The sequence below is a fragment of the Planktotalea sp. genome, from assembly GCF_050633725.1.
GTDB lineage: Bacteria > Pseudomonadota > Alphaproteobacteria > Rhodobacterales > Rhodobacteraceae > Planktotalea.
Map to the genome: position 1 here is coordinate 76,673 of NZ_JBOEHB010000019.1, position 23,284 is coordinate 99,956.

Below are 23,284 nucleotides of genomic sequence, written 5' to 3' on the forward strand. Positions count from 1 at the left end.
CTCGTTTTGGCCCCGACGATGCTTTGGGCCGAACCCTGCGTAGGCGTTGCGTATAATAACCCGCTCCCGGGGGCGACAGGCGTTGAACTGCGGGTCTCGGATGTGCCCGCGGCCCGGTTTCCAAGTTTCTGGCAAACAGGAAATTTTCGTGGGTTTGCCTATAAACTGTTCTCAAACGGGGACGCGCTGGTCACGTCCGATATCAAGCGCCCTGATTGGAAAATCGAGCTGGATTGCACGAGCAAAGAAGCAGAATGCAGCTATTCCTCAATAGGGGATGTGCCAGCCGACGCGAGCGATGCCGCACACAAAATCGGTCAATGTCTGCTTGGAATCGAGGATGCGCCAGTGCCGGAGACCGCGGCAATTCCCGAACCTGAAGCCGTCAATGCGCGCGTTGAAGGGGCCGACGTAAATCCGGGCGAATGTGCTGCAAGTGCGGTCCCTGAGGGCGATACCATAATAACGCTGCAAAGATTGCTGTTGGTGGCGGGCGCTGATCCAGGACCTGTCGATGGTCTTATTGGTCCGAGCACTTTGAATGCTCTGCAATCCGTTTTAGGCGGATCGACCTCGGGACGCGATCTTGATGCCGCGCTCGAAGATCTGCGCATTTTCCTGTGTGCACGCGAATAAAGCACATTTGGTTTTGTGCCCTAAAACTTGATTTTGTAGCTTAGGTTGAGCGAGCCACCCAATATGCCGCGACCGGGTGAAGAGGCCTGATTCCACGGGAAACGGTTGTTCCCATAATTGGAATAGGTCAGGCTCCAAAGGTCTGAAATCTTATACGTTGCAGTGTATGTGAAGTCCGGTTGATAGCTTTCTTGACGGCCCGGGAAATACGCATGAACAGTGCCCGCAACACTCAATTTGTCACTAAGACGAACACCGCAAAACAATCTAGCGCTGCTTTGCTTTGGATCGGGCAGTCGAATGCTCGCGGAGCAATTGGCCTTTTTGTCGAAGGGTAGATTGATTTGAGGAAGCTTAACGGAGGCGCGCAATGTTCCAGATGTTAGAAGCTTGCCAAAGGTGTTTCCCGACCCACCAATGCGGCCAGAATAGTTAGAATAACCCAGCTTAATCTTGTCTGTGACTTTGTAGTCGAATGCATAGGTTATGTCTGGATCCCAGGGCTGTTGTTCGCTCGGATTTAGATAACGGACCAAAGAAACCCTGCCAGAGAGCTTGTTTGAAAGCCGCGCATAGCAAGCAAAATTAACCCGGGGTTTGCTTGTGCGATTTTCGTCTTCGTCCTGATTGAGGCTGTGTAGGCTGGCTGTGGCTGACACAGAACAGGCCAGTTTGTAACGCTTAACAAAGGACAATTCCGGCTTTTCCACTTTGGCGCTGACGGGGATCTCGGCCTTTTGGAGTTTGATCTTCGGTGTCGGTGAGGTGCGTCGCTTGACCTTGGGCGTTTGGTGTTTACGAGGGCTTGCCGCACGCGTGGAGGGCTTTACCCTGTTAGGCTTTGCTGTGACAGGCGCTGGTTCTGCCTCTGCTGTCGTACTCTCTGGTGAAAGTTGGGGTACATCGACAATAGCGTCGCGCTGCTTACTCGCTTCAGCGTCCTCGCTCAAAGGCAATTCTTGGGTTACGGGCGCGGGCAGGGGCGTTCCTGTCTCTGCCAGAATGGATTGCGCTAGAAACCTAGCCACACCTTCCGCATCCGTATCGACGGGAATGTCAGGGCGCGGCGCGGCAATCGCGTTGACCGAAAGCACATCTTTGTCGCCCGCCGTCACATCGCAAGAGACGGCCATTTCACATTCTATTGTTAGCGTAGAAGACGTTTGAGCGTTTTTGTGGCTCACGAGCGTGGTGCCGTCTGGATACAGAACGTATTTCCAATCGCCCACAACCCCGCTTTGATATCTGGATGAGCCAGAAGCATTCTTGAAATCAAAGACGACCTCGGACGCATTCGGAACCAAGAGTTTTGAGGTATCAATCTGCTGGCTCGCGGGGCTGGGCATGGCTTGTTCGAGGTCAAAAGGTAGCAAAGTTTGCGCGCGGGCTTCGATCGGTGACAGGCTTAGCGTTAGCCCGAGGGCTGGCACCAGCATTCGTTTGATCGAGTTGAACCGCGACATTACTCTTACTTTCCTGAAATCCCTCGCAGGAGCGATCATTCTACCTTACTTTATTCGATTTGATCCAAAAACACGTCAAATCTATGATCAAAAGTCTAATTTGGATGAGATGCCCGAAATTGCGACGTAGGTGCCAGCCGTAACATGCCAAGCCCATGGGTAAACCCCAAACTGTTGCTCAGGCAGTGGCTAAGTTCCGAGGCCTTTCACGGCCTCGGAAAGCTGGTTTGTGTCTGATTCTACGCATCAAAAGATGAAGACGTCCGCCGTAATGTCTTGCGCATCGACGGAGTGAAGTACGATCTTGTCTCCGCTTTGACCGCCGTCCAATAGCTGAAGATCGACGACCGTTGCCCAGCCGAGATCTACCATAGCGTCTTGAACCGCATTCATATCAGTCGCAAAGGACGTCAGGTCGATGAGGTCTAGATCAGCTTCGAAATCGTGAACATAGTCTTTGCCCGTGCCACTGTTGAAGATGAACGTGTCTGAAGCGGCATCGGCTGTCCAGTTGCCGCCCCAAAGATGATCGTTTCCAGCCCCGCCGTTGATTTCGTCAGAACCCGAACCGCCAACAACCTTATCGATGCCGTTGCCACCGTTCAGTGTGTCATTGTCGGCACCTCCATTGAGGTAATCCGCGCCGTTATCACCAGAAATTTCGTCGTTGCCAGATTTACCCATCAGCTTGTCTTCGCCGTTGCCGCCTGAAATCCAATCGTTGCCAGCATCACCAGACACGTTGTCGTTTCCTTGATCGCCAAACAGAATGTCGTCATCGCGGCCACCATTCAATTTGTCATCTCCATCATTGCCGTGAATTTCATCTTCACCAGCGCCGCCGCGTAGCGTGTCGTTACCGCCATCTACGAGTGTCAGTGACGGCTCACGCAATAGGACCGCTGCGTCTGCATCAATCTCGGTGAATGGATCACTAGAGCGCGGATCAACAGCGCCATCGTTTGAACCAGTTGAAGGCGCTTCGGACATAAACTCCGAATAAGCTTGGCCTGTTTCCCAATCCATATTCACCTTAAAGATCGCGCCTTGAACACCTGTGGAGGAATCGAGGTCGTGATCGCCGCGGTTCAGGCCGTAGTAAAGGTTGCTCTCGCCATCCATGAAGACCGCGCCGAAGGCACCTTTCGCCATACCGTTGGACATTTCGTCGCCATACAACGTTCCGGTGATCGAAATTTCTGAGAAGGTTGGCATTCCTCCATTTTGAACTCCGCTAAGATCAATTTTGATGACTTTACCAGCTTGGCCGTTCGCACTTGGTGAAATCACCGCATAAAAGTTTCCGTCTTGTGTGTTGAACGCTAGATCAAAGGTTCTGTCGGTGAACATATTTGCTGGGAAGCTGTAATGCTCGATAACGGGGTTCCCGTCTGCGTCGAACTGATCCACGTCAACAACGCTGATACGGTTCAGGGCAGAGTGGAAAGTCCAAAGGTTGCCGCTGTCGTCAAAATCACCGACGTAGTCAGCATAGAAGCCTTCACCAATGCGATATGTCGCTCCCGCTGCGTCGATCATGACGATGTCGGATGAATTTACTGCGTTGCCAAGCGAGTCTGTGCCAGATGACTTAGCGACACCGTAAATCAGATTGTCTTCGATGTTGAAACCAACAGAGTTGATGCGAAAGTTCGGCATATCTCCAACCGCAACGTAGCTCTTTGCTTCTACGTCAAAGACGTTCAGTTGGCCGTCGATGACTTGATAAAGCTTGGCTTGACCTGCGGCAAATCCCTTTACGCTGACCTCTTCGCCACCGATTATGATTTCCTTGTCGTAGTTGATGATTGGGCCATCAAAGTTATAGGAAATGCTGTCTTCGGGGGCGAGTGCGTTGAAGCTGAGCTCGCCTTGGTTTCCGTCGCTGACAACGTCGATGGCAAAAGTTTCGTATGCACCAGATGTGACTTCGACCGTGTTTACGACTTCACCGTTCCAAACGACTTCGACACGGCCCGAAGAATGGCCGCCTGCGAGGTTGGCAGCCAAATCGAACGAGATTGTGTAAGTTTCGCCTTCAACAGTTTCAGCTGATTGAGAGATCGAGGAACTACCGTTGGAGTCTGTCATAGTCCAAGCAGAGGAATGGGACAATTGACTGAATGTCGAGGCGTTCGGTTCTGCAGTAGCGAGCATGTTCTCGCTTTGAAGATCGCCCCAGATCACATCATTGCCGTTGCCGCCGTTTACAATGTCAGCGCCATTGCCGCCTTCAGCGTAATCGTTCCCTGCTTCTAGGTTCAGGATGTCGTCACCGTTATCTCCAAACGCAATATCGTCACCGCGACCTGCGTTAATGATGTCTTCGCCAGAGCCAGCATAGAGGCTGTCATCGCCACCATTGCCGAGCAAAACGTCATCGCCGCGACCTGTTTGGATCAAGTCGTTGTAAGAGGTGTCGAGACCGTAGTTGCTGACCACAACCGCGCTGTGAGTGTAAACCCACTTGCCATCTACGTACTGCCATTCCGCGCCGACCATATCGCCTGCAGCAAGGTCGTTGCCACGGCCTGTTCCAATCGCGTCATCACCTTCGCGACCGTTTACTTCTAACGTTTGGTCGGTGTCGCTGGAATAAACAGTGCCATCACTTCCCTCAAAACCATCCGTGATAGTGTCATTGTGCTCGGTTCCAAGGAAGTTGGAGGCGGTAGAGTTTGCAGTTACAGGCATCAGAGTTCCGATCATTTACTAATTATCAATTTGCTGATCCTTAGGTCACAGATCGGGGCACTTTTTGCGAATGGTCAAAGAGATAGAAGAGGTCCCAAAGGGATAGGTCGTTTGTCCGATGGGGATAAATGTGCTGCCAAATACACGGCTTAGGGGACTATTTAGCGCGCTTGAGGCACCAAATGATGAGGCTTGTTCTACGAAGCGTTTTTTTGTTTGGCCTTGCAAACGAAGAAGTGCGCGCTTTGCTCAGCTAGCACAGGAAAGGTGGCAGGGGTCTCACGTCGCCGCGGTTTTGCTCACACCGAGCAGGCTTTACGTGCCGAAAGCAATAACAGGTGGAAATTCCAGCGTTTGTTTCTTCCAGTTGTTGGAGCCTTTTTGCACATCAACAATAAGCTGCGCTGCGGTCCGTCCTACATCCCTGCGCGGGGTGCGAGAGGTTAAGACGCTGACAGGCAAGCTTGTGATGATCTCAAGCCCGTTGAAACCCGCAAGCGTCAGAGTGTCAGGAACAGCGATTCCGGACGCGATGCAATGAAGCGCACCGCCTGCCGCAAGATCATCATTGGAATAATAAATGCAGTCTAAATCTGGATGCTGGCTGAGCAGTTCAGAAGTCATCTCGCGGCCGATATTTGTGCCCGAAGGGCCTGCGCCGATTTTCGTCGCCATAAGGTCTATGTTTGCGTGCGAAAGGTGCTCGCGAAATCCGTTCAGACGTTTCTTGGCTCGAACATCCACATCTACGCCGCGTCCTATATAGCCAATGCGCTTGCGACCCATTTCTAACAGGGATGCAGCCATCTCTGCGCCAGCCGCGCGGTGAGAGAACCCGACGCATGTATCAATAGGGTCGCCATCTAGGTCCATGATTTGAACAACTGGTATATCGGTATTTTCCAACAATCGCTTGGCATCATTTGATTGATCCAATCCGGTAACAATCAGACCAGCCGGGTTCCACGAGAGCATGTTGCGAATAACATCGTTTTCGGTGTTCAGATCATAATCCGTAACGCCAAAAACGGTTTGAAGCCCAGTGCCCTCAATTGCTTCTGCGATACCCGCAAGGACTTCGGCAAACACAATATTTGCGATACTTGGGATAACGACGCCAATGAGATCAGACCGTTTTCCTGAAAGTGCAGAGGCTAGATGGTTGCCGACATAGCCGATTTCCCTAGCGGCTTTTTGCACTTTTTCAAAATTGTTCTTGGACACATCCCGAGCGCCGCGCAATGCGCGCGAGGCGGTCATCTTGCTCACACCCGCCGCCGCTGCGACATCGGCCAAAGTGGCGCGTGATTTATTGTCCAAATCTCATCCCCTTGGCTGCGATCTATGCTGTTTGGCCTATAGAATTGCGATAGATCTGGCAATCTTTAGCGCGGGTTTCATGCGTTCGTTGACTGGGGAAAGCGAAACTGGTATCGATACCAGAAGTTTGACAACACATCTGCGAGGTCAACAAATTGCCCGATACGTTCAGAACTGCAGTCTTTGGTTTGGGTGCGATGGGATATGGTATTGCACAGTCTTGCCTGCACGCTGGCCTCGTCACGCATGGCTTTGACGTCGTTCCGTCTCAAGTTGAGAAATTCGCTTCAGAAGGCGGCGCGAAAGGGAACCTGCTTGATGTTGCAGGCTCGCTCGATGCGGTGGTTGTCGTCGTGCTGAATGCGGCGCAGACCGAAGACGTGTTGTTCGGCGAAACTGGCGTGGTGCCCTTAATGCGGGCAGGGGCAGTTGTCCTTGGATGCGCGACTGTGCCGCCTGAGTTCGCAAAAGATATGGAAGCGCGATGCAATGCCTTGGGTGTGCATTATCTAGATGCGCCAATTTCGGGCGGATCATTGAAGGCCGCACATGGCCAACTTTCAGTTATGGCATCAGGCTCGAGTGAAGCCTTTTGCCAAGCAAGCGCAGTTTTGGACTCTGCTGCCGAAACTGTTTTCGAGCTTGGGGATGCTGCGGGCGCAGGATCAGCGATGAAGGCGGTTAATCAATTGCTCGCTGGCGTTCATATTGCTGTGATGGCCGAGGCAATGACATTCGGGATGACGCAGGGCGTAACGCCAAAAAAATTTACTGAGGTCATTAGCAAGTGCGCAGGCACGAGCTGGATGCTTGAGAACCGAGCACCTCATATTGTCGAGGGTGATTACACGCCACACAGCCAAATAAATATATGGCCAAAAGATCTTGGTATCGTCCTTGATATTGCAAAGTCGTCTCAATTCAGCGCCCCTATCACTGCCGCGGCAATGCAGCAGTATCTTGCGGCCGCAGGAATGGGGCTGGGCAGCGAGGACGACGCAGCGGTGGCTAAAGTCTATGCTCGCAATGCAGGTCTCACTTTGCCTGGAGATGCGTAATGTTATTGGGATGTATTGGTGATGATTTCACAGGTTCCAGCGATTTGGCGAACACTTTGGCAAAGGGCGGCATGCGAACTGTTCAATATGCCGGGGTTCCCGAAAGCGATGCGGCCGCAGATGTGCAGGCTGGTGTCGTCGCACTAAAGACCCGCTCTATTGATCCAAGCGACGCCATCAAGCAATCCTTGGCCGCATTGAAATGGTTGCAAAGCCAAGGCTGTCGGCAATTCTTTTTCAAATATTGCTCCACCTTTGATTCAACTGCTGAGGGGAACATTGGCCCCGTGATGGACGCCTTGGCCGAGGCTCTGGAAGCACACAAGGTCGTGGTATGCCCTGCCTTTCCCGGCGCGGGTCGTTCTTTGTATCAGGGGCATCTTTTCGTAAAAGATAGTTTGCTGAATGAATCTGGGATGCAAAACCATCCACTTACACCGATGACCGACGCAGACATCCGTCGTTGGCTCGCGCTTCAATCAAAGTACCAAGTCGGCCATGTTGCCGCAGAAACCGTGTTTGAAGGGGCTAGCGCGATCGAGCAGGGGCTGAACGATCAGCAGACCGCAGGTAAGCGCCACATTGTCGTGGATGCCATTCGTGATGCAGATCTAATCGCGATCGGCAAAGCCTCAAAAGACCTGCCGCTGATTACTGGCGGCTCGGGCGTTGCGCTTGGATTGCCCGCGAATTTTGGGTGCTCACCGGGCGACGTCCCTTGGGTTGGCCAGCCGGGCAAATCCGTCGCGCTTTCGGGGTCATGTTCGATTGCGACGCGTGCACAGGTGGCACATCATGCGGCAAGCCATCCAACGCGAGAAATTCTTGCGAGCGATGTTATTGAAGGACGGTTAGCTCCAGAAAACATCGCGCAATGGTTGATCGAAGCTGATGGCATTCCGCTTGCCTATAGCTCAGCGGACCCCAAGACGATCAAACAGGTGCAAGCCGAATTCGGGTTGGAAAGGTCTTCTGAAGCGCTTGAAGCTTTCTTTGCACGAACAGCCCAGATTGTAGTGGACTATGGAGTGACAAGGCTCATAACCGCAGGTGGTGAAACATCGGGGGCAGTTGTTGAGGGCTTGGGGCTAAAGACCCTAGAACTCGGACCCGAAATCGATCCGGGCGTCCCTGCCTTACGGCCAAGACCAAGTTTGGTTGTTGCGCTGAAATCGGGTAACTTCGGCGCGGATGACTTTTTTGAGAAAGCCGATATGGTTCTAAAAGGTGAGGTATGAGTGAAAGCCGCTTAAGAGAGCAAATGTGCCTTCTTGCTAAGTCGTTATTTGACCGAGGGTTAACCCACGGCAGCACAGGCAATATTTCCGCTCGTACGGAAGATGGTGGATTGCTCGTTTCGCCAACGGGAACCAGTTTTGGGCGGCTCGATCCCGATCATCTTAGTCGGTTTGATGCTTCTGGAACGCTCATTGGTGGCGATCCGCCAACAAAAGAAATGCCGCTGCACACCGCGTTTTATGACACGCGAAGCTCTGCGGGTGCGGTCGTTCACTTGCATTCTTGCCACTCGGTCGCATTGTCGATGATGCCAGATGCAAATCCAGACGATTTTCTGCCACCGTTGACGCCTTATGGCTTGATGAAACTTGGCCGTGTGAAGCTCTTGCCGTTCTTTCTCCCGGGCGATCCCGCAATGGGCGAAGCTGTTCGCGGATTGGCTGGCAAACGCTCTGCGGTGATGCTCGCTAATCATGGGCCTGTTGTTGCAGGCAAGGATATCGAAGCAGCCTGTAATGCCATCGAGGAGCTGGAAGACACAGCGCGCCTTGCGATGATGACGCGTGCCGCAAACGTGACCGCTTTGACGCAGGAACAAGTGCAGGCGGTTGTGACGAAATTTGATGTGGAATGGGACGCATGACGCGGTTTTCTGCCAACTTGGGGTTTTTGTGGACTGACCGTCCACTGCCAGATGCGATCCGCGCCGCAAAGGCTGCGGGGTTCGCTGCGGTTGAATGCCATTGGCCCTACGATTTTCCCCCCGAGCAGGTGAAAGCGGCGCTGCTTGAAACGGGCCTTCCCATGCTTGGTCTTAATACCCGTCGCGGAAATGTTGCTGCGGGCGACAATGGCCTTTGCGCCTTGCCCGACCGCACGGACGAGGCATTAGATGCGATAGGCGAAGCAATCGAATATGCCGAAGATGTAGGTGCAAAAGCTGTTCATGTTATGGCTGGCTTTGCTGACGGAAGTGACGCACATCAGACGTTCATTCAAAATCTCTACGTCGCGACGAACCTCGCCGCCAATCGAGGCATTACCATTTTGATCGAGCCGCTGAACGAGCATGATGCGCCAGGATATTTTCTGAAAACCTTGCAGCAAGCACGCGACATTATCGAAGAAGTCGGGGCTCCAAATCTAAAGCTAATGTTTGACTGTTACCATGTTGGCAGAACCGAAGGCGACGTCATTGCTCAGTTGAACTATATGTATCCGCTAATCGGACATATCCAATTCGCGTCCGTGCCAGACAGGGGCACACCCGATCACGGCGAGGTTGATTTCACCGAGGTCTTTCGCCAGATAGACGCTCTGGGCTGGCGATCCCCCCTGGGGGCAGAGTATAAACCCAATGGCGCAACAGATGGGACGCTGGGCTGGATGCAGTAAGCAGCCAAATATCTTTCTGCTTCAGAAGCCTAGCCGGCGGCAGAGTAATCACAAATAAGGAAATCCAATGAGTTCAGCTAAACCAAACGTAGGTGCAAAAATCGACGAAATGAGTTTTCCATGTATTGGTAGCTCAAGCACCGTCACAATCGGACAACCAAAAGAGCGTTGGACCATGCTCTTTGTGTATCGCGGCAAGCATTGCCCGCGCTGCAAACGGTTCCTCAACAAGTTGAACGCAGTGCTTTCTGCTTGGGAAGACGTGCTTGATGTGGTTGTCGTATCCGCAGATACCGAAGAAAAAGCCAAGGCCGACAAAGCCGAGTTCGGTTGGGATTTTGATCTTTGCTATGGAATGAACGAAGCGCAGATGCGCGCGCTTGGACTTTATGTGTCGTCGCCTTTGTCGGAGGCTGAAACCACAGGTCTGTTCGCCGAGCCGGGGGCTTTTGGCATACGCCCAGATGGCACGCTCATGCTTGTAGACATCTCTAACGGCCCTGCTGCGCGCCCCGATCTTGAAGAGCTGCTCGACGGGATGAAGTTCAACATTGAAAACAACAGGCCAGAACGCGGCACCGCGTGATAGTTTTCTGCGCTTAGGCTGCTCAGCTAGGGTCGCCTAAGCGTGTACGTTTGAGCTTGGTTTAGACAAGATACGGATAGGCATAGCTCTAAGCCTAGAGCTAAGTCTTGCTCGGGTCAGCGCCTTTAAACAGGATCGCGTGTTTGCGTTCTGCATCCGCATGGCAGCGGGCAAAGTCATCGGAGTGCAAACGAGCAAGTGGCGCGCCTGCGATCTCAAAGTGATCATATCTGTCTTCACCAGCCACCAGCGCGACCAAAGATTTGGTCCCGTTTTCCTGACGCATTGCAGGTTTGATAAAACGAATTGCAGCGCCGATGCGGCGATCATTTGTCGTATTGGGTTCAGAGGCGTGGAACAGATGCCCATGGTGCATCGAAGCTTGGCCCGCTGTGAGCGGCGCATAAACTGCTTCTGCTTCGTTCACATCCACTGCGATTTCCTGACCACGCGAAAGAAGGTTGTTTTCGCTGAATGTATCGATGTGCGGCACAATGCGTTGCTTATGGCTTCCCGGTACGAACTTCATACAGCCGCTGGCGATAGATGCTTCTGAAATCGCAACCCACAAAGTGACCTCTTCAGCGTCGTCCAACCCCCAATGTGTAAGGTCTTGATGCCAAGAAATGATCTTGTTCGAGCGGGCTTCTTTGATGAACACAGCACCGCTCCACACCATCAGGTTAGGGCCAAGAACAGTTGAAGCGGCCGCTATCAGTTTTGGATGGCGGACGAGCGCGTCAAAGCCCGGAAGCAAGCGATCTGGATATGCGTAGAGCAGTTTGAGCTTGTCGGGATCGTGTTTCAACTCCGCTTCGGCGGATTCAAATTCATTGCGAAGTGTTTCGGCTTCAGGTGCGCTTAAGATATCTAGTGGTGCGACAAATCCATTGCGGTCATATCTGCTGATCAAGTCCTTCACGCTGTTCCTCCTGCTCTAAAACGCAAGCTGTACTTTCATTGCTTGGCTTCGATCGTTAGCGGTTTCGAACGCACGCTGAGCGTCTGTCGCGTCAAAGCGGTGCGTGAGCAAGGCATCGACCTTTATCAAGCCGCTCTGCATCATGCGCACTGCGGATGCGAATTCTTCATGGAAGCGAAAGGAGCCGCGAAGCGTGATTTCTTTGGCAGTCATCGCTTGCATCGGCACGCTCATATCACCGCCAAGGCCAAGCTGCACCAACGTGCCTTTGGGCTTTAGGCAAGCGACCCCCGCGGCAAGCGCCCCAGCTGCGCCCGAGCATTCCAGATGAACGTCAATTTGCCCCTTATCGCGCTGAAATCGGGCCAAGGCATAGGGTGTTTCTTTCGTATTAAACGTCAGATCAGCACCACATTCGCGCGCCTTTTCTAGCGCGAAGTCGGATAGATCTGTCGCGATGATTTGGCCCGCGCCAGCGCGTCGAGCGGCGAGGATGCTCAAGCAGCCAATCGGGCCACATCCCGTAATCAAAACGTTCTTTGCCATCACATCGCCAGCTCGTTTCAGGGCGTGCAAACAAACGGCTAAAGGTTCAGCCATTGCGGCTTGCCCAGAGCTCAACCCATCAGCTGGAACACATTGCGCGGCTTCCGCGACTAGATGCTTTTGAAAGGCCCCTTGGATATGGGGAAAGGGCATGGCGCTGCCGTAAAATTGCATGTTGAGGCAATGGTTTTGCTGCCCCTTCAAGCAGTATTCACATGACTGACAAGGGCGAGATGGCGACACGGCCACCAATTGACCGACACTGAGGGCACTGACGTCGCTTGCTGTTGAAACGATTTTTCCAGAAACCTCATGCCCCAAAATCATCGGTTCACGCAGTTGGATCGGACCAAAACCACCGTGGTTGTAGTAGTGCAAATCAGAACCGCAAATGCCGCCTGACTGAATTTCTATCAGAACTTGCCCTGAGCCGATCTTAGATATTTCGCCACTCTCTTCTACGCGTAGATCGCGCGCAGCATGAATTACGATTGAAACGTTGGAGGTATTCATAGGTGGTTTCCCTGTACAACTCCGCTCAAGTTACGTTTACTTACCGCCAATAACCAAAGGATATTTTCAATGTCGCTCAACATGTTTGATCTAACGGGGCAGCGTGCGCTGATCACGGGTTCCAGTCAGGGAATCGGGTTTGCGCTTGCACGGGGCCTCGCGGGCGTTGGGGCTGAAATCGTGCTTAATGGTCGAGACGAAGGCAAACTCGCGAGTGCGGCAAGGACGCTAGAGAGCGAAGGCGCGAAAGTGTATCAGCTTGCCTTTGATGCCACGGATCACAACGGTGTTCGGGCGGCGGTTGATGAATTTGAAACAGAGCACGGTCGCATTGATATATTGATCAACAATGCCGGCATGCAGCATCGAACCGAGTTGGAGAATTTTCCAGCAGACGCCTTTGAGCGTTTGCTGCAGACGAATGTTGCCTCGGTATTTCACGTTGGCCAAGCCGTTGCTCGGCATATGATCGCGCGCGGCACGGGCAAAATCATCAATATCGCCTCGGTTCAAACGTCGCTCGCACGCCCTGGCATCGCGCCTTATACGGCGACCAAAGGCGCAGTGGCGAATTTGACCAAGGGAATGGCAACCGACTGGGCGCAGTATGGATTGAACTGCAACGCGATTGCTCCTGGTTATTTCGACACGCCGCTTAATGCGGCTTTGGTCGCGGATGACGAGTTTAGTGCATGGCTTGCCAAACGCACACCGGCGGGGCGTTGGGGCAATGTAGAAGAGCTGGTTGGAGCTGCGATATTCTTGTCGTCAAAGGGCGCGAGTTTTGTCAACGGGCATACGCTCTATGTCGATGGGGGCATTACTGCATCGCTTTAAAGAGACGTCCAAAGCGCGATGCATACGACCACAATCAAAGCGAACGCCATAGCGACATTTATCGCGCGTTGGCGGCGATGCGATAGGTTCAAGCTTCCGATTTTTGCACCAAACGCGAGCCAGACGAGATGGACAGGCATCCAGATGAGATTGAAAAAGACGAGCTTTAGCACAATTTCCAAAACGGGATTGTCTGGCAAAAAGACAAAACCGGAAAACAAGGTGGTTCCAACAACGTAAGCTTTGGGATTGATGAACTGCAACATCAAGCCATTTTTGAACCCGAGTGGTGTGTTGGCCGGAGCAAAGCCGATCTTTGCTCCAGCGCTTGCGATGCGCCACGCGAGATAGAGCAAATAGCAGAGCGATGCGATCAACAACACCGCGCGCAAAGACGGGATTGCCAGCACGAGCGCAGCTAGGCCCGAGATGATGATCATCATATTGATGAAACCACCGAGCATCAGGCCCCAGATAAACCCGAGCCCGGCACGAAATCCGTATGCCGCGCCAATCCCCGCGGTCGTTAAAACGCCTGGTCCAGGTGTGATCAGCAAAAAGAGGACGGCGACGAGAAATTCAATCATGCGTTAGCCGAAAACCCTCTAGAGGTGGGCGCATTCTGGAACGGCACTCATCACAGAGCCATCCTTGATATGCTTGAGCAGATTATCAACCGTCAAAGCGCCCATTGCTGCGCGCGTTTCAACCGTCGCGCTGCCCACATGTGGGAGCAAAACAGTGTTCGGAAGATCGCGCAGCGCTTGCGGTACTGCGGGCTCAGCTTCAAACACATCAAGTCCTGCCCAACCCAGCGCCCCGCTTTGCAAAGCCTCTATCAGCGCGGCTTCGTCGACAACTGAACCACGGCTTACGTTGATGAGGGTTCCGTTGGGACCTAGCGCGTGCAAGACATCTTTGTTGACGATCTTGTTTGTCGATGCACCGCCCGGTGTGATGCAGATTAGCACATCACTATCGCGGGCCATTTCTGTAAGATCATCATAGTATGTATAGGATACGTCCTTTTTGTTGCGGGAATGATAGAGAATTTTGGCATTCCAAGGGGCCAGCTTATCAGCGATAGCCTGACCAATGCGCCCAAGGCCCAGAATTCCAACGGTTTGGTTGTCCGCCGATCGCGTGAGCGGCGCATTTCCCTTTGTTTTCCACTCACCTGTACGCACATAGGCATCGTCACGCAGCAACTCGCGATAGCATGCGAGCAAGAGTAAAACCGCAGTTGTCGCGACCTCTTCGTTCAACACGTTTGGTGTGTGGGTTACATAAATTCCGCGCCGCGCGGCCTCTTCGGCGTCAACAGCATCATAGCCAACGCCATAACCGCTAATCACTTCCAAGTTGGTGAGGGATGCCATCAATTCTGGCGACACCCCGTCATGACCGTTGGTAATCACATGAGTGATCTTTTCTGGCTCGAACTCATCCAATTGGTGAATCGTAAAGGCGGCTTCCAAACGCTCTTTCATCGTGTCGGTGATGCCGCCAATCTGCAATAAATCAGGCATCTTGATCTACTTTCTGGCGTTGATGTCCAAGACCTTGAATGCTCAATTCCATCACGTCGCCTTTTTTGAGGAAGATCGGTTCAGGCTTGATCCCCAGCCCAACACCCGGAGGCGTGCCAGTGGTGATCACATCGCCGGGATGCAGAGTGAAAAGCTGGCTCAAGTGCTCAATGATTTCTGCGACCGTAAAGATCATTGTCGCAGTGTTTCCTGTCTGCATGCGCTTGCCGTTCACATCACAGCTCATGTCGAGATTTTGCGGGTCTTCAATTTCATCGCGCGTGACCAGCCAAGGGCCAGTTGGGCCAAAGGTGTCGCAGGATTTCCCCTTGGTCCATTGACCCGTCAAATTGGCCTGAAAATGCCGCTCGGAGACGTCATTCACAATGCAATATCCCGCTACATGATCAAGCGCATTCTCTTTGCTGACATATTTTGCTTCTTTGCCGATAACGACGCCGAGCTCTACTTCCCAATCGGTCTGCGTTGAGCCGCGTGGCATAACAACGTCGTCATTTGGGCCGACGATTGCAGAGTTCGCTTTAAAGAACAAAATCGGATGCTTGGGGATTTCCGCACCAGTTTCGGCTGCGTGATCGGAGTAATTCAAGCCGATGCATAGGAATTTGCCGATATTGCCGACGCAGGCCCCGATGCGCTGTTCGCCGTCCACAATTGGAAGGCTGGCGGGATCAACTGTGCGCAATTTGGCAAGCGTTGCATCATCGATTGTATCGCCTGTGATGTCATCAATATGCGCCGAAAGATCGCGGAGCGTATCGTCTGAGTGAAGAAGTCCAGGTTTTTCGGCGCCAACGGCGCCATAACGTAGAAGTTTCATGAGGGGTCCTGTCTTAGATAATTGAAAAGGTGTGAGTTATTGGCCTGACCATCCGCCGTCGATGACATGCGGATGCCCTGTGGTGAATGCGCTTTCATCGCTGGCAAGATAGACGACCAAAGCAGCGATCTCTTCTGCCGTTGCTACCCTGCCCATGGGTTGGCGGGCGACGAACTGTGCGAGCGCTTCATCGCGGCTGCCCAGCTCTTGCCCAAGCGCAGTAACGCGATCATGCCAGCTAGGGCTTTCTACGGTGCCGGGGCAGATACAATTGCATCGAATGCCTTGCGAAACGAAGTCGCTCGCCACAGATTTCGTAAGCCCAACAACGGCCGCTTTGCTTGTTCCATAGATGAAGCGATTAGGTGCGCCGATGATAGATCCAGCGGCAGAGGACATGTTGATGATCGAACCTGATCCGCGCTTTAGCATTCCGGGCAGCGCAGCTTTGATCGTGCGCATCATCGAGCGGACATTGAGGTTCATTGCGAATTCGAATTCTTCCTCATCCGCGTCCAAAACATTGCCGCTGTGAACAAAGCCGGCGCAGTTAAAAAGGATGTCAGGATCGGCGCGGGAAACGCCTTCATCTACGCTCTTTTTGTCTAGAGCGTTGAGTTCGAAAATTTCGATATTTTCGAGATTCTCGCTCCGAATCGTGGATAGCGCATCCATGTTTACATCGGTCGCAAACACCTTTGCGCCTTCGTTTGCCATGGCAATTGCGCTGGCTCTACCGATCCCTTGTGCAGCGGCAGTGATAAGCGCGCGCTTTCCCTTAAGTCTTTGTCCCATGGCGATAAAATCTTTCTTCCATTCGTTTTTCACTCCGTTCAGAGTGGGTTGAAACGCTAAGTTTTGTCCCTTTCAAACCACGCGGCCAAGTGGTTTTATGCTTGACCGTTAGCGTATGGCAGAGTTTTTGGTTTGACCATTCCCCGATTTATGCTGGGCGCAAGAAAGGTCTGGGACGATGATCACGCTAGGTAGATTTGCTTCGAAAAAAACAGCTCAAGTCGAAGTGCCAAAGCCACCCAAACAGCGGTTGCTCGCTGCGGTTCTTTACGAGCCCGAACTGAAACTCAGAACCTGAGGGTTATTGCTATGAAAAAGATACTCATCTTAGGCGGCGGCGGTATGATTGGCCAAAAATTGGCTCAGAAAATCGTCCGCGAACAGACGTTTGAAGAAGCGGACATTACGTTGTTCGATCGCGCATTTCCTGTCGGCGATCTGGGCTTACCCGCAATCAAGGGAAACATCGCCGACCCCGCGATTTCACAAAAACTTGCTGCGGCTCAGCCCGATATTGTTTTTCAACTGGCGTCGATTGTTTCTGGTCAGGCAGAGCAAGAGTTCGAGCTGGGCTGGGATGTGAATATGATGTCGATGTGGCATCTGCTGAATGCGTTAAAAGATCAACATGACGCCACCAATGGGCGATATTGCCCTCGGGTTGTGTTCACGTCCTCCATCGCGGTCTTTGGCGGGCCATACCCCGACAAGATCGGTGATGAATTTCTTTCTGCGCCGCTAACCAGCTACGGCGCGCAAAAAGCAGCTTGCGAGCTGATGCTGTCAGATTACAGCCGAAAGGGCTTTGTCGATGGTATTTCGCTACGTTTGCCGACGATCTGTGTGCGGCCCGGCAAAGCCAACGCGGCGGCATCTTCGTTTTTTTCGGGCATCATTCGCGAGCCTCTAAATGGTCATGAAGCGATATTGCCGGTTCAGGACACGGTGCGCCACTGGCACGCCAGTCCGCGTTCTGCCGCTGGCTTTCTAACGCATGCGGCAACGATGGATTTGGCGCGGCTAGAAGGGCGACGTGCATTGAACTTGCCAGGGTATAGTTGCACCGTGGCGGAGCAAATTGAGGCGCTACGCCGTGCGGCAGGGCAGGGGGCCGTTGATTTGATTAAGCATCAGCCAGATGACGCGATTGAGTCCATGGTCGCCAGCTGGCCGCGTAATTTCGATCCGCAAAGGGCAATCGCTCTGGGCTTCACGTCCGAGAACAGTTTCGACGAGATAATCAAAGCCTATATCGAAGATGATCTAGACCGCTAAATATGCGTCTAAGGTTGTGCCTGTGAGGTGGCGAGCCAAGTGATCGTGTATGCGAGTGTGCGTGAGCGCTTCGTCGCCAGCAAGGGCCGCATCAAGAATATCTGCGTGGTGCTGAATGTTCTCTGAGATGAAGTCGAACTTGCGATCCACTTTCATCAACTGTTGGCGAAACTGAGCGTAAATTTGGCCATGTATCTGCTTGAGCGTAGCTGAACCACACGCCGAGATAAGAGTTTCATGAAACTCTTTTTCAGCGCTAAACCAGATGTCGACCAAATCGGTCAGATCGTCAGCCCCATGAATGCGTTTTTCGATATGGCTAAGCTTGTAATGTGCCGCAGCAAGCCGGGCTTCCCATGCAACGCCGCCTTTTCGGATGGAAAGAACTGTTCCTTCGCTCTCAAGCAGGATTCTCAAGTGGGTCAACTCGATCAACTTTTCGGGCGACATCACCGGTACGCGGAAACCGCGTTGTTCTTGAAAATCGACAAGGCCAAGCGTTGAAAGTCGAAATAGTGCTTCACGCACTGTGCTCGCTGAGCAGGCAAATTCTTTGCGCAAAACTTCCGCGCGTAGTTTTGCGCCATGCTCAAATCCATTTGAAATAAGCCGACGCTGTAATTGAGCAAAAATGTCTGTGTCATTGGTCATGCGGCGTGCCTTACGCGGTTTCATCGAAATTCGCTAGGGTCTTAGATATCATTAAAATCTCAAAATTATAGAAAAATCTCAAAATAACCATGAATTTCACTTTTTTCTTGCTGAAAGAGATTCGCCGCCCTAACATTCTTCTGCGTCATACATTTGGGAAGCTTGCGAGCTTGCCGCTAACGAACGCTCAACGTCTGGGAGGACACCATGAATTTATTGAAAACAGCCGCCTCGGTTGCTGTTGTCGCTGCAATGGCGGCAACTTCAGCAGTTGCAGATGGTCACGCAACAACCAAGTTGCGCATTCAAACACATTTCTCGCCTGAAACACTTTCTGGTAAAATGGCAGCGAAATACATCGACGACATTCAAACGATGTCAAATGGCGAAATTCAGGTTGAGATGTTCTATTCTTCGTCTGTTGTTAAGTCCGTTGAGACGTTTGACGCTGCTGCTACAGGTATCTTGGATTGCGATATGACTGGCGGTGCCTATCAAACGGGTAAGAACCCAGCGTTCCAATTCGCGGGCGATCTGCTTGGTGGCTATCAGAACCCATATCAGCAAATGGCTTGGCTTTTGCATGGTGACGGCCGCGATGCTTTGAACGGCCTTTATAACGGGTATGACATGGAATTTGTCGGTTGGTGGATTCCGGGCCCTGAGTCCCTTGCTTCTACAAAGCCGATCCGCACTGCGGCAGATTTCAAAGACTGGAAATTCCGCTCCCCCCCCGGCCTTGCGACAAAAGTTTTCGCGGCACTTGGTGCGTCTCCGATTGTGATGGATTTCAACGAAATCTTCACCGCGCTTGAGACAGGTATCATCGACGGCGCTGACGCGGCGAACCTGACGAACAACGTTGGTCTCGGTCTATACGACATTGCAGAGCACACAAACTTCCCCGGTTTCCACTCGATGCCAGCTGACCACCTCGCGTGCCGCAAGGACGTGTGGGATGCGATGCCAGCGCATCACCGCAAAATTATGGAAGTTGCGATGGACAGCCTTGCGCTTCACAACGCAACGATCAACGAAGTTCAAAACGCGCAAACCGCTAAAGATCTGCGCGCGAAAGGCATCAACCTGTATGAGTGGGCTCCCGAGGACCTTCAGGCATACCGTGATGCTGTTCAGATCGGCTGGAATGAATTTGCGACGACACCAGAAGCAAAGGCGCTTTTGGAGAGCCACATTTCGTTCCTGAAGAACATGGGCGCGATGAAATAATCATCGTCTCTTGTTGACTTAGTTCGGCGCGGCAAGGCTGTTTCCAATGGCCTTGCCGTTTTCACCTCTTATCCTCGGTTCGCAATGAAAATCACACGCATCAAGTCTCATGTATTGCAATATGATATGCCCGAGGTTTTGGGATATTCGCAGCAATACTATGACAAGCGTTCCGCCCATTTGGTCGAGGTGCGCACGGACGAAGGCATCACGGGGTGGGGGGAGTGCTTTGGTCCCGGCAATGTGGCGATTGCCAACAAAGGAATTGTAGAGAAGGTCATCCAGCCTTTGGTGTTGGGCATGGACCCGATAGATCGGGACGTGATTTGGCATAAGGTTTACAACCTTTTGCGAGATCATGGGCAGAAGGGAATGCCAATGCAGTCCCTGTCCGGCGTGGATATCGCGCTTTGGGATATCGCAGGCAAAGTTGCGGGCTTGCCGCTTCATAAACTGATCGGCGGAGCGCATCGCGATAGCGTGCCGTGTTACGGCTACGGCATGATGCTGCGCGATGAACCGATTGACGCACTAGCGGCGCGATTTGAAGATGAAGCGCAGGCAATCAAAGCGATGGGTTTCGTCGCGACCAAGATGAAGACAGGCTTTGGTCCAAAGCCGGACGTGAAGCTGTGCGAGGCTGTGCGCCGCGGCGTGGGCGAAGACTTCAAGTTCATGGTCGATGCCAATCATGCCTATACTACGTCTGATGCATTCTATGTTGGACGCGCTTTGGAAGAGCTGGACGCGTATTGGTTCGAAGAGCCAATCGCGCCCGAGGATCTGGATGGATATAAAGAACTGCGTGCTGGCCTGAGGGTGAATATTTCAGGCGGCGAAGCGGAATTTAACCGTTGGGGTTGGCGCAGCATCCTTGAAAACCGAGGCTTAGACATAGCGCAGCCAGAAGTCTGCGCGCTTGGCGGCGTTTCGGAATACCTAAGAGTGCTCGCGCTGTGCCATGCCCATTTTACCCCTGTGATCAATCATGTGTGGGGCAGCGCAATCGCAGTTGCGACGAACCTACAATTGCTCGCGGCTATGCCACCTTTGCCGGGGGGGCTGCACCCATGGGAACCGATGCTGGAATTTGACACTACAGACAACAAGTTCCGCGATAACCTATTGGCCGAGCCCTTGGATATCCAAGGGCAAGTCAAAGCCAACGCTGGGCGCGTTGCGGTTCCAACAGGAGCAGGGATCGGTGTCGAACCAGATCTGGAATTCATCAAACACTATACAATCGACGCTTAGCGACGAAAGGGACCGTGATGCAGCAACGAACAGGCGGACTAATCGAGTGGCTTATCCCTCTGGCTTTTGTCGGGGTGATGAGTTGGCTGGTCTGGCACTTGCCCGCGTTTATGCTCGACTGGGTTCCTTACACATCTGAATCTCTAAAAGCGCAGGTTACTGCGATCTACTTAAAAGCGGACATCACGCCAAATTTGGGTGGGGTATTTGGAGGCCACATCGATATTGTCGATCTCTTGGCGCTTCTTCTGGCCCCGATCTTGGCAGTGATTGGCGCGCGCACAGTGCGAGCGGCGGGTATTGAGTACGTAGGCGCTAGCGGCATTGACCGCGCCGCTCTTTTTGTTGGTCGCGCCACAATGATGATGATCGCGATTATGACGGTTGTGATGCTCTACGAAGTGTTCCTGCGATACGTCATCGAAAAACCAACGGAATGGGCCAACGAGATGACGCTTTGGTTCGCCAGCTTCGTCTTTCTGACCTCTGGCTTTTACGCAATGCAGCAGCGTAGCCACATAAGAATTTTTCTATTGTATGATGCGGTGCCGCGGTGGCTTCAAAAGGTGTTCGATACGATTTCAACTTTGTTGATCGTGCTGTTTGCCTTCTTTCTGGTTTTTGGCAGCTACAAGCAGGTCTTCGTTAACAAGCTCTACAAATGGGAGCTTTATGGCTCCGCCTTTAATCCGCCTATTCCAGCGACCCTGCAACCGATGGTGTTGATCGTGATCACCTTGGTCGCAGTTCAAGCGGTGCTGAACCTGATCGCGGATTGGAACAAAGAACCGATTATTCACACGGATGAGCCGGATGAAGAAGAAATCGAAATGCTGAAAAAAGCAGTGGGGCAAGACTAATGGACATTGGAACAATTTCACTGGTGTTGATGCTTGCGCTGATCGCCTTACTTGCTATCGGCATGCCACTTGGTTTGGCCTCAGCCGCGCTCGCAGTATTGGTTCTTGTGATGAAATTCGAACCAGCGCTGTTGCTAAATCCGATGACATTTGGCGACGGTATGCTCACGGGGAGGTCGGGGACCGGGGCGCTCTATATCTTAGCTCAGAAAATATACGGGCTGTTAACCGATTACGTGCTCATATCAGTGCCGCTGTTCATCTTTATGGCGTCGCTGCTTGAGCGCTCAGGCATTGCGAAGGATATGTATTCCTCGCTTAATGTCTGGCTGTCGCGCACACGCGGCGGAATTGCGATCGTTACGTCGATCATGGCGGTCATCATGGCGGCTATGTCCGGCATTATTGGCGGCGAAGTCGTTCTGCTTGGCCTGATTGCCCTGCCGCAGATGCTGCGGCTCGGTTATAATCAGAACCTCGCGATTGGTGTGATTTGTGCGTCCGGCTCGCTGGGTACGATGATCCCGCCGTCAATCGTTTTGATTATCTATGGGCTGATTACGGAAACATCGATCAAGGCGCTGTTTACCGCTGCGTTCATCCCCGGTTTCATGCTTGCGTCAATGATTATTCTTTACATCATTGTGCGCACGCAGTTGCGCCCCGAAGATGCGCCGCTGCCAGAGCCTGATCCAAATGATCCCGAACCTTCTGAAAAGCGCAAGCTTTTCGGGGCGTTCATGAGTATTGTTGTTGGGGGCTTTTCCGCGGTGCTGTTCATTCGCGCAGCGTTCTTTGAGCTGTCAGGTTCAAATGCCGCAGCGATTGAAAGTGGAGGGGATGTTGCGCGACTAGGCACGATGGCGCATTTGCCATGGCTTGGAGGAATTACCGTGGTTTCCTTGCTCTTAATCTTTTTTGTGTTTGGCAAAGAGCGCTCGAAGATCGGCTGGGATATGGGCAAGGGCCTTGTTGCCCCAATGGTCGTAATTGGTGTTGTCTTGGGCTCAATTTACGGTGGCATCACGGGCATTACAGAAGCCGCTGGCATGGGGGCCTTTGCGGTTCTCATCATTGCAATATTGCGCGGCGAAGGATCGTTCGAGTTGGTTTGGGACAGTTTGATGCGCACGCTGAAATCAACAGGTACGATTATTTGGGTGACCATAGGAGCCGCGGCTCTTGCGGGGGCCTACACAATCGCAGGTGGCCCGCAGTATGTGGCTGACCTAATTGTCGGCAAAGACCTTCCGACGATGGCCGTGATTTTAATGATGATGCTGATCCTGTTGTTCATGGGAGCGTTCATGGATTGGGTTGGAATCGTTCTGTTGATTATTCCAGTCTTCTTGCCGATTGTGTTGCGTCTTCCTATCGAAGAAATCGGTTTCATCGGCCAGCTAGAACCTCAGCATGTAGCAATCTGGTTCGGAGTGGTGTTCTGTATGAACATGCAGGTCAGTTTTCTTTCACCCCCGTTTGGACCAGCGGCCTTTTACCTGAAGTCAGTGGCTCCGCCGCACATTAGCCTTACTGATATCTTCAAAGGCTTCCTGCCCTTCATCGGCATTCAAGTGCTTGCGCTGTCCGTGCTGACGATCTGGCCAAGCATAATTACTCTGTTGCTGTAGCGGTTTCGC

22 protein-coding genes are annotated in these 23,284 nt (G+C 52.6%); 12 read left to right on the top strand and 10 right to left on the bottom strand.

Translation table 11 applies throughout. From position 1 onward, the window contains the following. The first annotated feature begins 18 nt into the window (after positions 1 to 18). Positions 19 to 636, top strand: coding sequence for a peptidoglycan-binding domain-containing protein (locus ACRBCU_RS15220; protein ID WP_431366244.1), 618 nt, complete (start codon positions 19 to 21; stop codon positions 634 to 636). Between the two features lie 20 nt (positions 637 to 656). Here ACRBCU_RS15220 and ACRBCU_RS15225 read toward each other — a convergent pair whose 3' ends face one another. The 3 genes from ACRBCU_RS15225 to ACRBCU_RS15235 all read right to left on the bottom strand — a co-directional run bounded on the left by ACRBCU_RS15225 (position 657) and on the right by ACRBCU_RS15235 (position 6,113). Next, complete coding sequence (locus ACRBCU_RS15225; protein WP_431366245.1) at positions 657 to 2,099, bottom strand: hypothetical protein; 1,443 nt, start codon at positions 2,097 to 2,099, stop codon at positions 657 to 659. Between the two features lie 246 nt (positions 2,100 to 2,345). Further along, positions 2,346 to 4,793 (bottom strand): calcium-binding protein, encoded by a 2,448-nt coding sequence (locus ACRBCU_RS15230; RefSeq protein WP_431366246.1) that lies wholly within the window; start codon positions 4,791 to 4,793, stop codon positions 2,346 to 2,348. Between the two features lie 315 nt (positions 4,794 to 5,108). Continuing rightward, positions 5,109 to 6,113 carry a LacI family DNA-binding transcriptional regulator gene (locus tag ACRBCU_RS15235; protein WP_431366247.1) on the bottom strand — a complete coding sequence of 335 codons (1,005 nt, stop codon included), beginning with the start codon at positions 6,111 to 6,113 and terminating at the stop codon, positions 5,109 to 5,111. Positions 6,114 to 6,268: 155 nt separating this feature from the next. Between ACRBCU_RS15235 and ltnD the strand changes: the two genes are divergently transcribed. The 5 genes from ltnD (at position 6,269) to ACRBCU_RS15260 (ending at position 10,391) form a co-directional block, all read left to right on the top strand. Then, complete coding sequence (gene ltnD, locus ACRBCU_RS15240) at positions 6,269 to 7,171, top strand: L-threonate dehydrogenase (RefSeq protein ID WP_431366248.1); 903 nt, start codon at positions 6,269 to 6,271, stop codon at positions 7,169 to 7,171. Next, the gene (otnK, locus tag ACRBCU_RS15245; protein WP_431366249.1) at positions 7,171 to 8,409 is read left to right on the top strand and encodes a 3-oxo-tetronate kinase; all 1,239 of its coding nucleotides are present in this window, start codon (positions 7,171 to 7,173) and stop codon (positions 8,407 to 8,409) included. Before ltnD ends, otnK begins: the two co-directional genes overlap by 1 nt. Further along, positions 8,406 to 9,053: an aldolase gene (locus tag ACRBCU_RS15250; protein WP_431366250.1), complete on the top strand. Its 648-nt coding sequence runs from the start codon at positions 8,406 to 8,408 to the stop codon at positions 9,051 to 9,053. The genes otnK and ACRBCU_RS15250 overlap by 4 nt, the downstream gene beginning before the upstream one ends. After that, entirely contained in the window at positions 9,050 to 9,805 is a 756-nt protein-coding gene (locus ACRBCU_RS15255) for a hydroxypyruvate isomerase family protein (protein ID WP_431366251.1), read from the top strand. Before ACRBCU_RS15250 ends, ACRBCU_RS15255 begins: the two co-directional genes overlap by 4 nt. A 67-nt stretch (positions 9,806 to 9,872) precedes the next feature. After that, on the top strand, positions 9,873 to 10,391 hold the full coding sequence (locus tag ACRBCU_RS15260; protein ID WP_431366252.1) for a redoxin domain-containing protein: 519 nt from the start codon (positions 9,873 to 9,875) through the stop codon (positions 10,389 to 10,391). Between the two features lie 100 nt (positions 10,392 to 10,491). Here ACRBCU_RS15260 and ACRBCU_RS15265 read toward each other — a convergent pair whose 3' ends face one another. Both ACRBCU_RS15265 and ACRBCU_RS15270 read right to left on the bottom strand, forming a co-directional pair. Further along, entirely contained in the window at positions 10,492 to 11,313 is an 822-nt protein-coding gene (locus tag ACRBCU_RS15265; protein ID WP_431366253.1) for a phytanoyl-CoA dioxygenase family protein, read from the bottom strand. Positions 11,314 to 11,328: 15 nt separating this feature from the next. Beyond that, positions 11,329 to 12,372 (bottom strand): L-idonate 5-dehydrogenase, encoded by a 1,044-nt coding sequence (locus ACRBCU_RS15270; RefSeq protein ID WP_431366254.1) that lies wholly within the window; start codon positions 12,370 to 12,372, stop codon positions 11,329 to 11,331. 69 nt (positions 12,373 to 12,441) lie between these two features. On the opposite strand from ACRBCU_RS15270, the gene ACRBCU_RS15275 reads away from it, so the two are divergent. Beyond that, positions 12,442 to 13,209 carry an SDR family oxidoreductase gene (locus tag ACRBCU_RS15275; protein ID WP_431366255.1) on the top strand — a complete coding sequence of 256 codons (768 nt, stop codon included), beginning with the start codon at positions 12,442 to 12,444 and terminating at the stop codon, positions 13,207 to 13,209. On the opposite strand, the gene ACRBCU_RS15280 is transcribed toward ACRBCU_RS15275, so the two are convergent. Genes ACRBCU_RS15280 through ACRBCU_RS15295 form a run of 4 tightly spaced genes read right to left on the bottom strand, consistent with a single transcriptional unit; the run spans position 13,206 to position 16,374 of the window. Continuing rightward, positions 13,206 to 13,796, bottom strand: coding sequence for a LysE family translocator (locus ACRBCU_RS15280; protein WP_431366256.1), 591 nt, complete (start codon positions 13,794 to 13,796; stop codon positions 13,206 to 13,208). The two genes, ACRBCU_RS15275 and ACRBCU_RS15280, sit on opposite strands and share 4 nt — an antisense overlap. A gap of 18 nt (positions 13,797 to 13,814) precedes the next feature. Continuing rightward, positions 13,815 to 14,738, bottom strand: coding sequence for a 2-hydroxyacid dehydrogenase (locus ACRBCU_RS15285; protein WP_431366257.1), 924 nt, complete (start codon positions 14,736 to 14,738; stop codon positions 13,815 to 13,817). Further along, on the bottom strand, positions 14,731 to 15,579 hold the full coding sequence (locus tag ACRBCU_RS15290; RefSeq protein ID WP_431366258.1) for a fumarylacetoacetate hydrolase family protein: 849 nt from the start codon (positions 15,577 to 15,579) through the stop codon (positions 14,731 to 14,733). The genes ACRBCU_RS15285 and ACRBCU_RS15290 overlap by 8 nt, the downstream gene beginning before the upstream one ends. 36 nt (positions 15,580 to 15,615) lie before the next feature. Beyond that, the gene (locus ACRBCU_RS15295; RefSeq protein WP_431366259.1) at positions 15,616 to 16,374 is read right to left on the bottom strand and encodes an SDR family oxidoreductase; all 759 of its coding nucleotides are present in this window, start codon (positions 16,372 to 16,374) and stop codon (positions 15,616 to 15,618) included. A 309-nt stretch (positions 16,375 to 16,683) separates the two neighbouring features. Between ACRBCU_RS15295 and denD the strand changes: the two genes are divergently transcribed. Then, positions 16,684 to 17,649 (top strand): D-erythronate dehydrogenase, encoded by a 966-nt coding sequence (denD, locus tag ACRBCU_RS15300; RefSeq protein WP_431366260.1) that lies wholly within the window; start codon positions 16,684 to 16,686, stop codon positions 17,647 to 17,649. On the opposite strand, the gene ACRBCU_RS15305 is transcribed toward denD, so the two are convergent. Further along, the gene (locus ACRBCU_RS15305) at positions 17,638 to 18,300 is read right to left on the bottom strand and encodes a GntR family transcriptional regulator (RefSeq protein WP_431366261.1); all 663 of its coding nucleotides are present in this window, start codon (positions 18,298 to 18,300) and stop codon (positions 17,638 to 17,640) included. The two genes, denD and ACRBCU_RS15305, sit on opposite strands and share 12 nt — an antisense overlap. Positions 18,301 to 18,507: 207 nt before the next feature. On the opposite strand from ACRBCU_RS15305, the gene ACRBCU_RS15310 reads away from it, so the two are divergent. The 4 genes from ACRBCU_RS15310 to ACRBCU_RS15325 all read left to right on the top strand — a co-directional run bounded on the left by ACRBCU_RS15310 (position 18,508) and on the right by ACRBCU_RS15325 (position 23,275). Further along, positions 18,508 to 19,530 carry a TRAP transporter substrate-binding protein gene (locus tag ACRBCU_RS15310; RefSeq protein WP_431366262.1) on the top strand — a complete coding sequence of 341 codons (1,023 nt, stop codon included), beginning with the start codon at positions 18,508 to 18,510 and terminating at the stop codon, positions 19,528 to 19,530. Positions 19,531 to 19,614: 84 nt separating this feature from the next. After that, on the top strand, positions 19,615 to 20,784 hold the full coding sequence (locus ACRBCU_RS15315; protein ID WP_431366263.1) for a mandelate racemase/muconate lactonizing enzyme family protein: 1,170 nt from the start codon (positions 19,615 to 19,617) through the stop codon (positions 20,782 to 20,784). A 17-nt stretch (positions 20,785 to 20,801) separates the two neighbouring features. Further along, on the top strand, positions 20,802 to 21,644 hold the full coding sequence (locus ACRBCU_RS15320; RefSeq protein WP_431366264.1) for a TRAP transporter small permease subunit: 843 nt from the start codon (positions 20,802 to 20,804) through the stop codon (positions 21,642 to 21,644). Continuing rightward, positions 21,644 to 23,275, top strand: coding sequence for a TRAP transporter large permease (locus ACRBCU_RS15325; RefSeq protein ID WP_431366265.1), 1,632 nt, complete (start codon positions 21,644 to 21,646; stop codon positions 23,273 to 23,275). Before ACRBCU_RS15320 ends, ACRBCU_RS15325 begins: the two co-directional genes overlap by 1 nt. Positions 23,276 to 23,284: the final 9 nt, after the last annotated feature.

What these genes read in the sequence shown, in the direction of transcription:
- ACRBCU_RS15220 (WP_431366244.1), top strand. Translation starts at nt 19, where the DNA reads ATGCTTTGGGCCGAACCCTGCGTAGGCGTTGCGTATAATAACCCGCTC.
- ACRBCU_RS15225 (WP_431366245.1), bottom strand. Translation starts at nt 2,099, where the DNA reads ATGTCGCGGTTCAACTCGATCAAACGAATGCTGGTGCCAGCCCTCGGG.
- ACRBCU_RS15230 (WP_431366246.1), bottom strand. Translation starts at nt 4,793, where the DNA reads ATGCCTGTAACTGCAAACTCTACCGCCTCCAACTTCCTTGGAACCGAG.
- otnK (WP_431366249.1), top strand. Translation starts at nt 7,171, where the DNA reads ATGTTATTGGGATGTATTGGTGATGATTTCACAGGTTCCAGCGATTTG.
- ACRBCU_RS15250 (WP_431366250.1), top strand. Translation starts at nt 8,406, where the DNA reads ATGAGTGAAAGCCGCTTAAGAGAGCAAATGTGCCTTCTTGCTAAGTCG.
- ACRBCU_RS15255 (WP_431366251.1), top strand. Translation starts at nt 9,050, where the DNA reads ATGACGCGGTTTTCTGCCAACTTGGGGTTTTTGTGGACTGACCGTCCA.
- ACRBCU_RS15260 (WP_431366252.1), top strand. Translation starts at nt 9,873, where the DNA reads ATGAGTTCAGCTAAACCAAACGTAGGTGCAAAAATCGACGAAATGAGT.
- ACRBCU_RS15270 (WP_431366254.1), bottom strand. Translation starts at nt 12,372, where the DNA reads ATGAATACCTCCAACGTTTCAATCGTAATTCATGCTGCGCGCGATCTA.
- ACRBCU_RS15275 (WP_431366255.1), top strand. Translation starts at nt 12,442, where the DNA reads ATGTCGCTCAACATGTTTGATCTAACGGGGCAGCGTGCGCTGATCACG.
- ACRBCU_RS15280 (WP_431366256.1), bottom strand. Translation starts at nt 13,796, where the DNA reads ATGATTGAATTTCTCGTCGCCGTCCTCTTTTTGCTGATCACACCTGGA.
- ACRBCU_RS15285 (WP_431366257.1), bottom strand. Translation starts at nt 14,738, where the DNA reads ATGCCTGATTTATTGCAGATTGGCGGCATCACCGACACGATGAAAGAG.
- ACRBCU_RS15290 (WP_431366258.1), bottom strand. Translation starts at nt 15,579, where the DNA reads ATGAAACTTCTACGTTATGGCGCCGTTGGCGCCGAAAAACCTGGACTT.
- ACRBCU_RS15295 (WP_431366259.1), bottom strand. Translation starts at nt 16,374, where the DNA reads ATGGGACAAAGACTTAAGGGAAAGCGCGCGCTTATCACTGCCGCTGCA.
- denD (WP_431366260.1), top strand. Translation starts at nt 16,684, where the DNA reads ATGAAAAAGATACTCATCTTAGGCGGCGGCGGTATGATTGGCCAAAAA.
- ACRBCU_RS15305 (WP_431366261.1), bottom strand. Translation starts at nt 18,300, where the DNA reads ATGACCAATGACACAGACATTTTTGCTCAATTACAGCGTCGGCTTATT.
- ACRBCU_RS15310 (WP_431366262.1), top strand. Translation starts at nt 18,508, where the DNA reads ATGAATTTATTGAAAACAGCCGCCTCGGTTGCTGTTGTCGCTGCAATG.
- ACRBCU_RS15315 (WP_431366263.1), top strand. Translation starts at nt 19,615, where the DNA reads ATGAAAATCACACGCATCAAGTCTCATGTATTGCAATATGATATGCCC.
- ACRBCU_RS15320 (WP_431366264.1), top strand. Translation starts at nt 20,802, where the DNA reads ATGCAGCAACGAACAGGCGGACTAATCGAGTGGCTTATCCCTCTGGCT.
- ACRBCU_RS15325 (WP_431366265.1), top strand. Translation starts at nt 21,644, where the DNA reads ATGGACATTGGAACAATTTCACTGGTGTTGATGCTTGCGCTGATCGCC.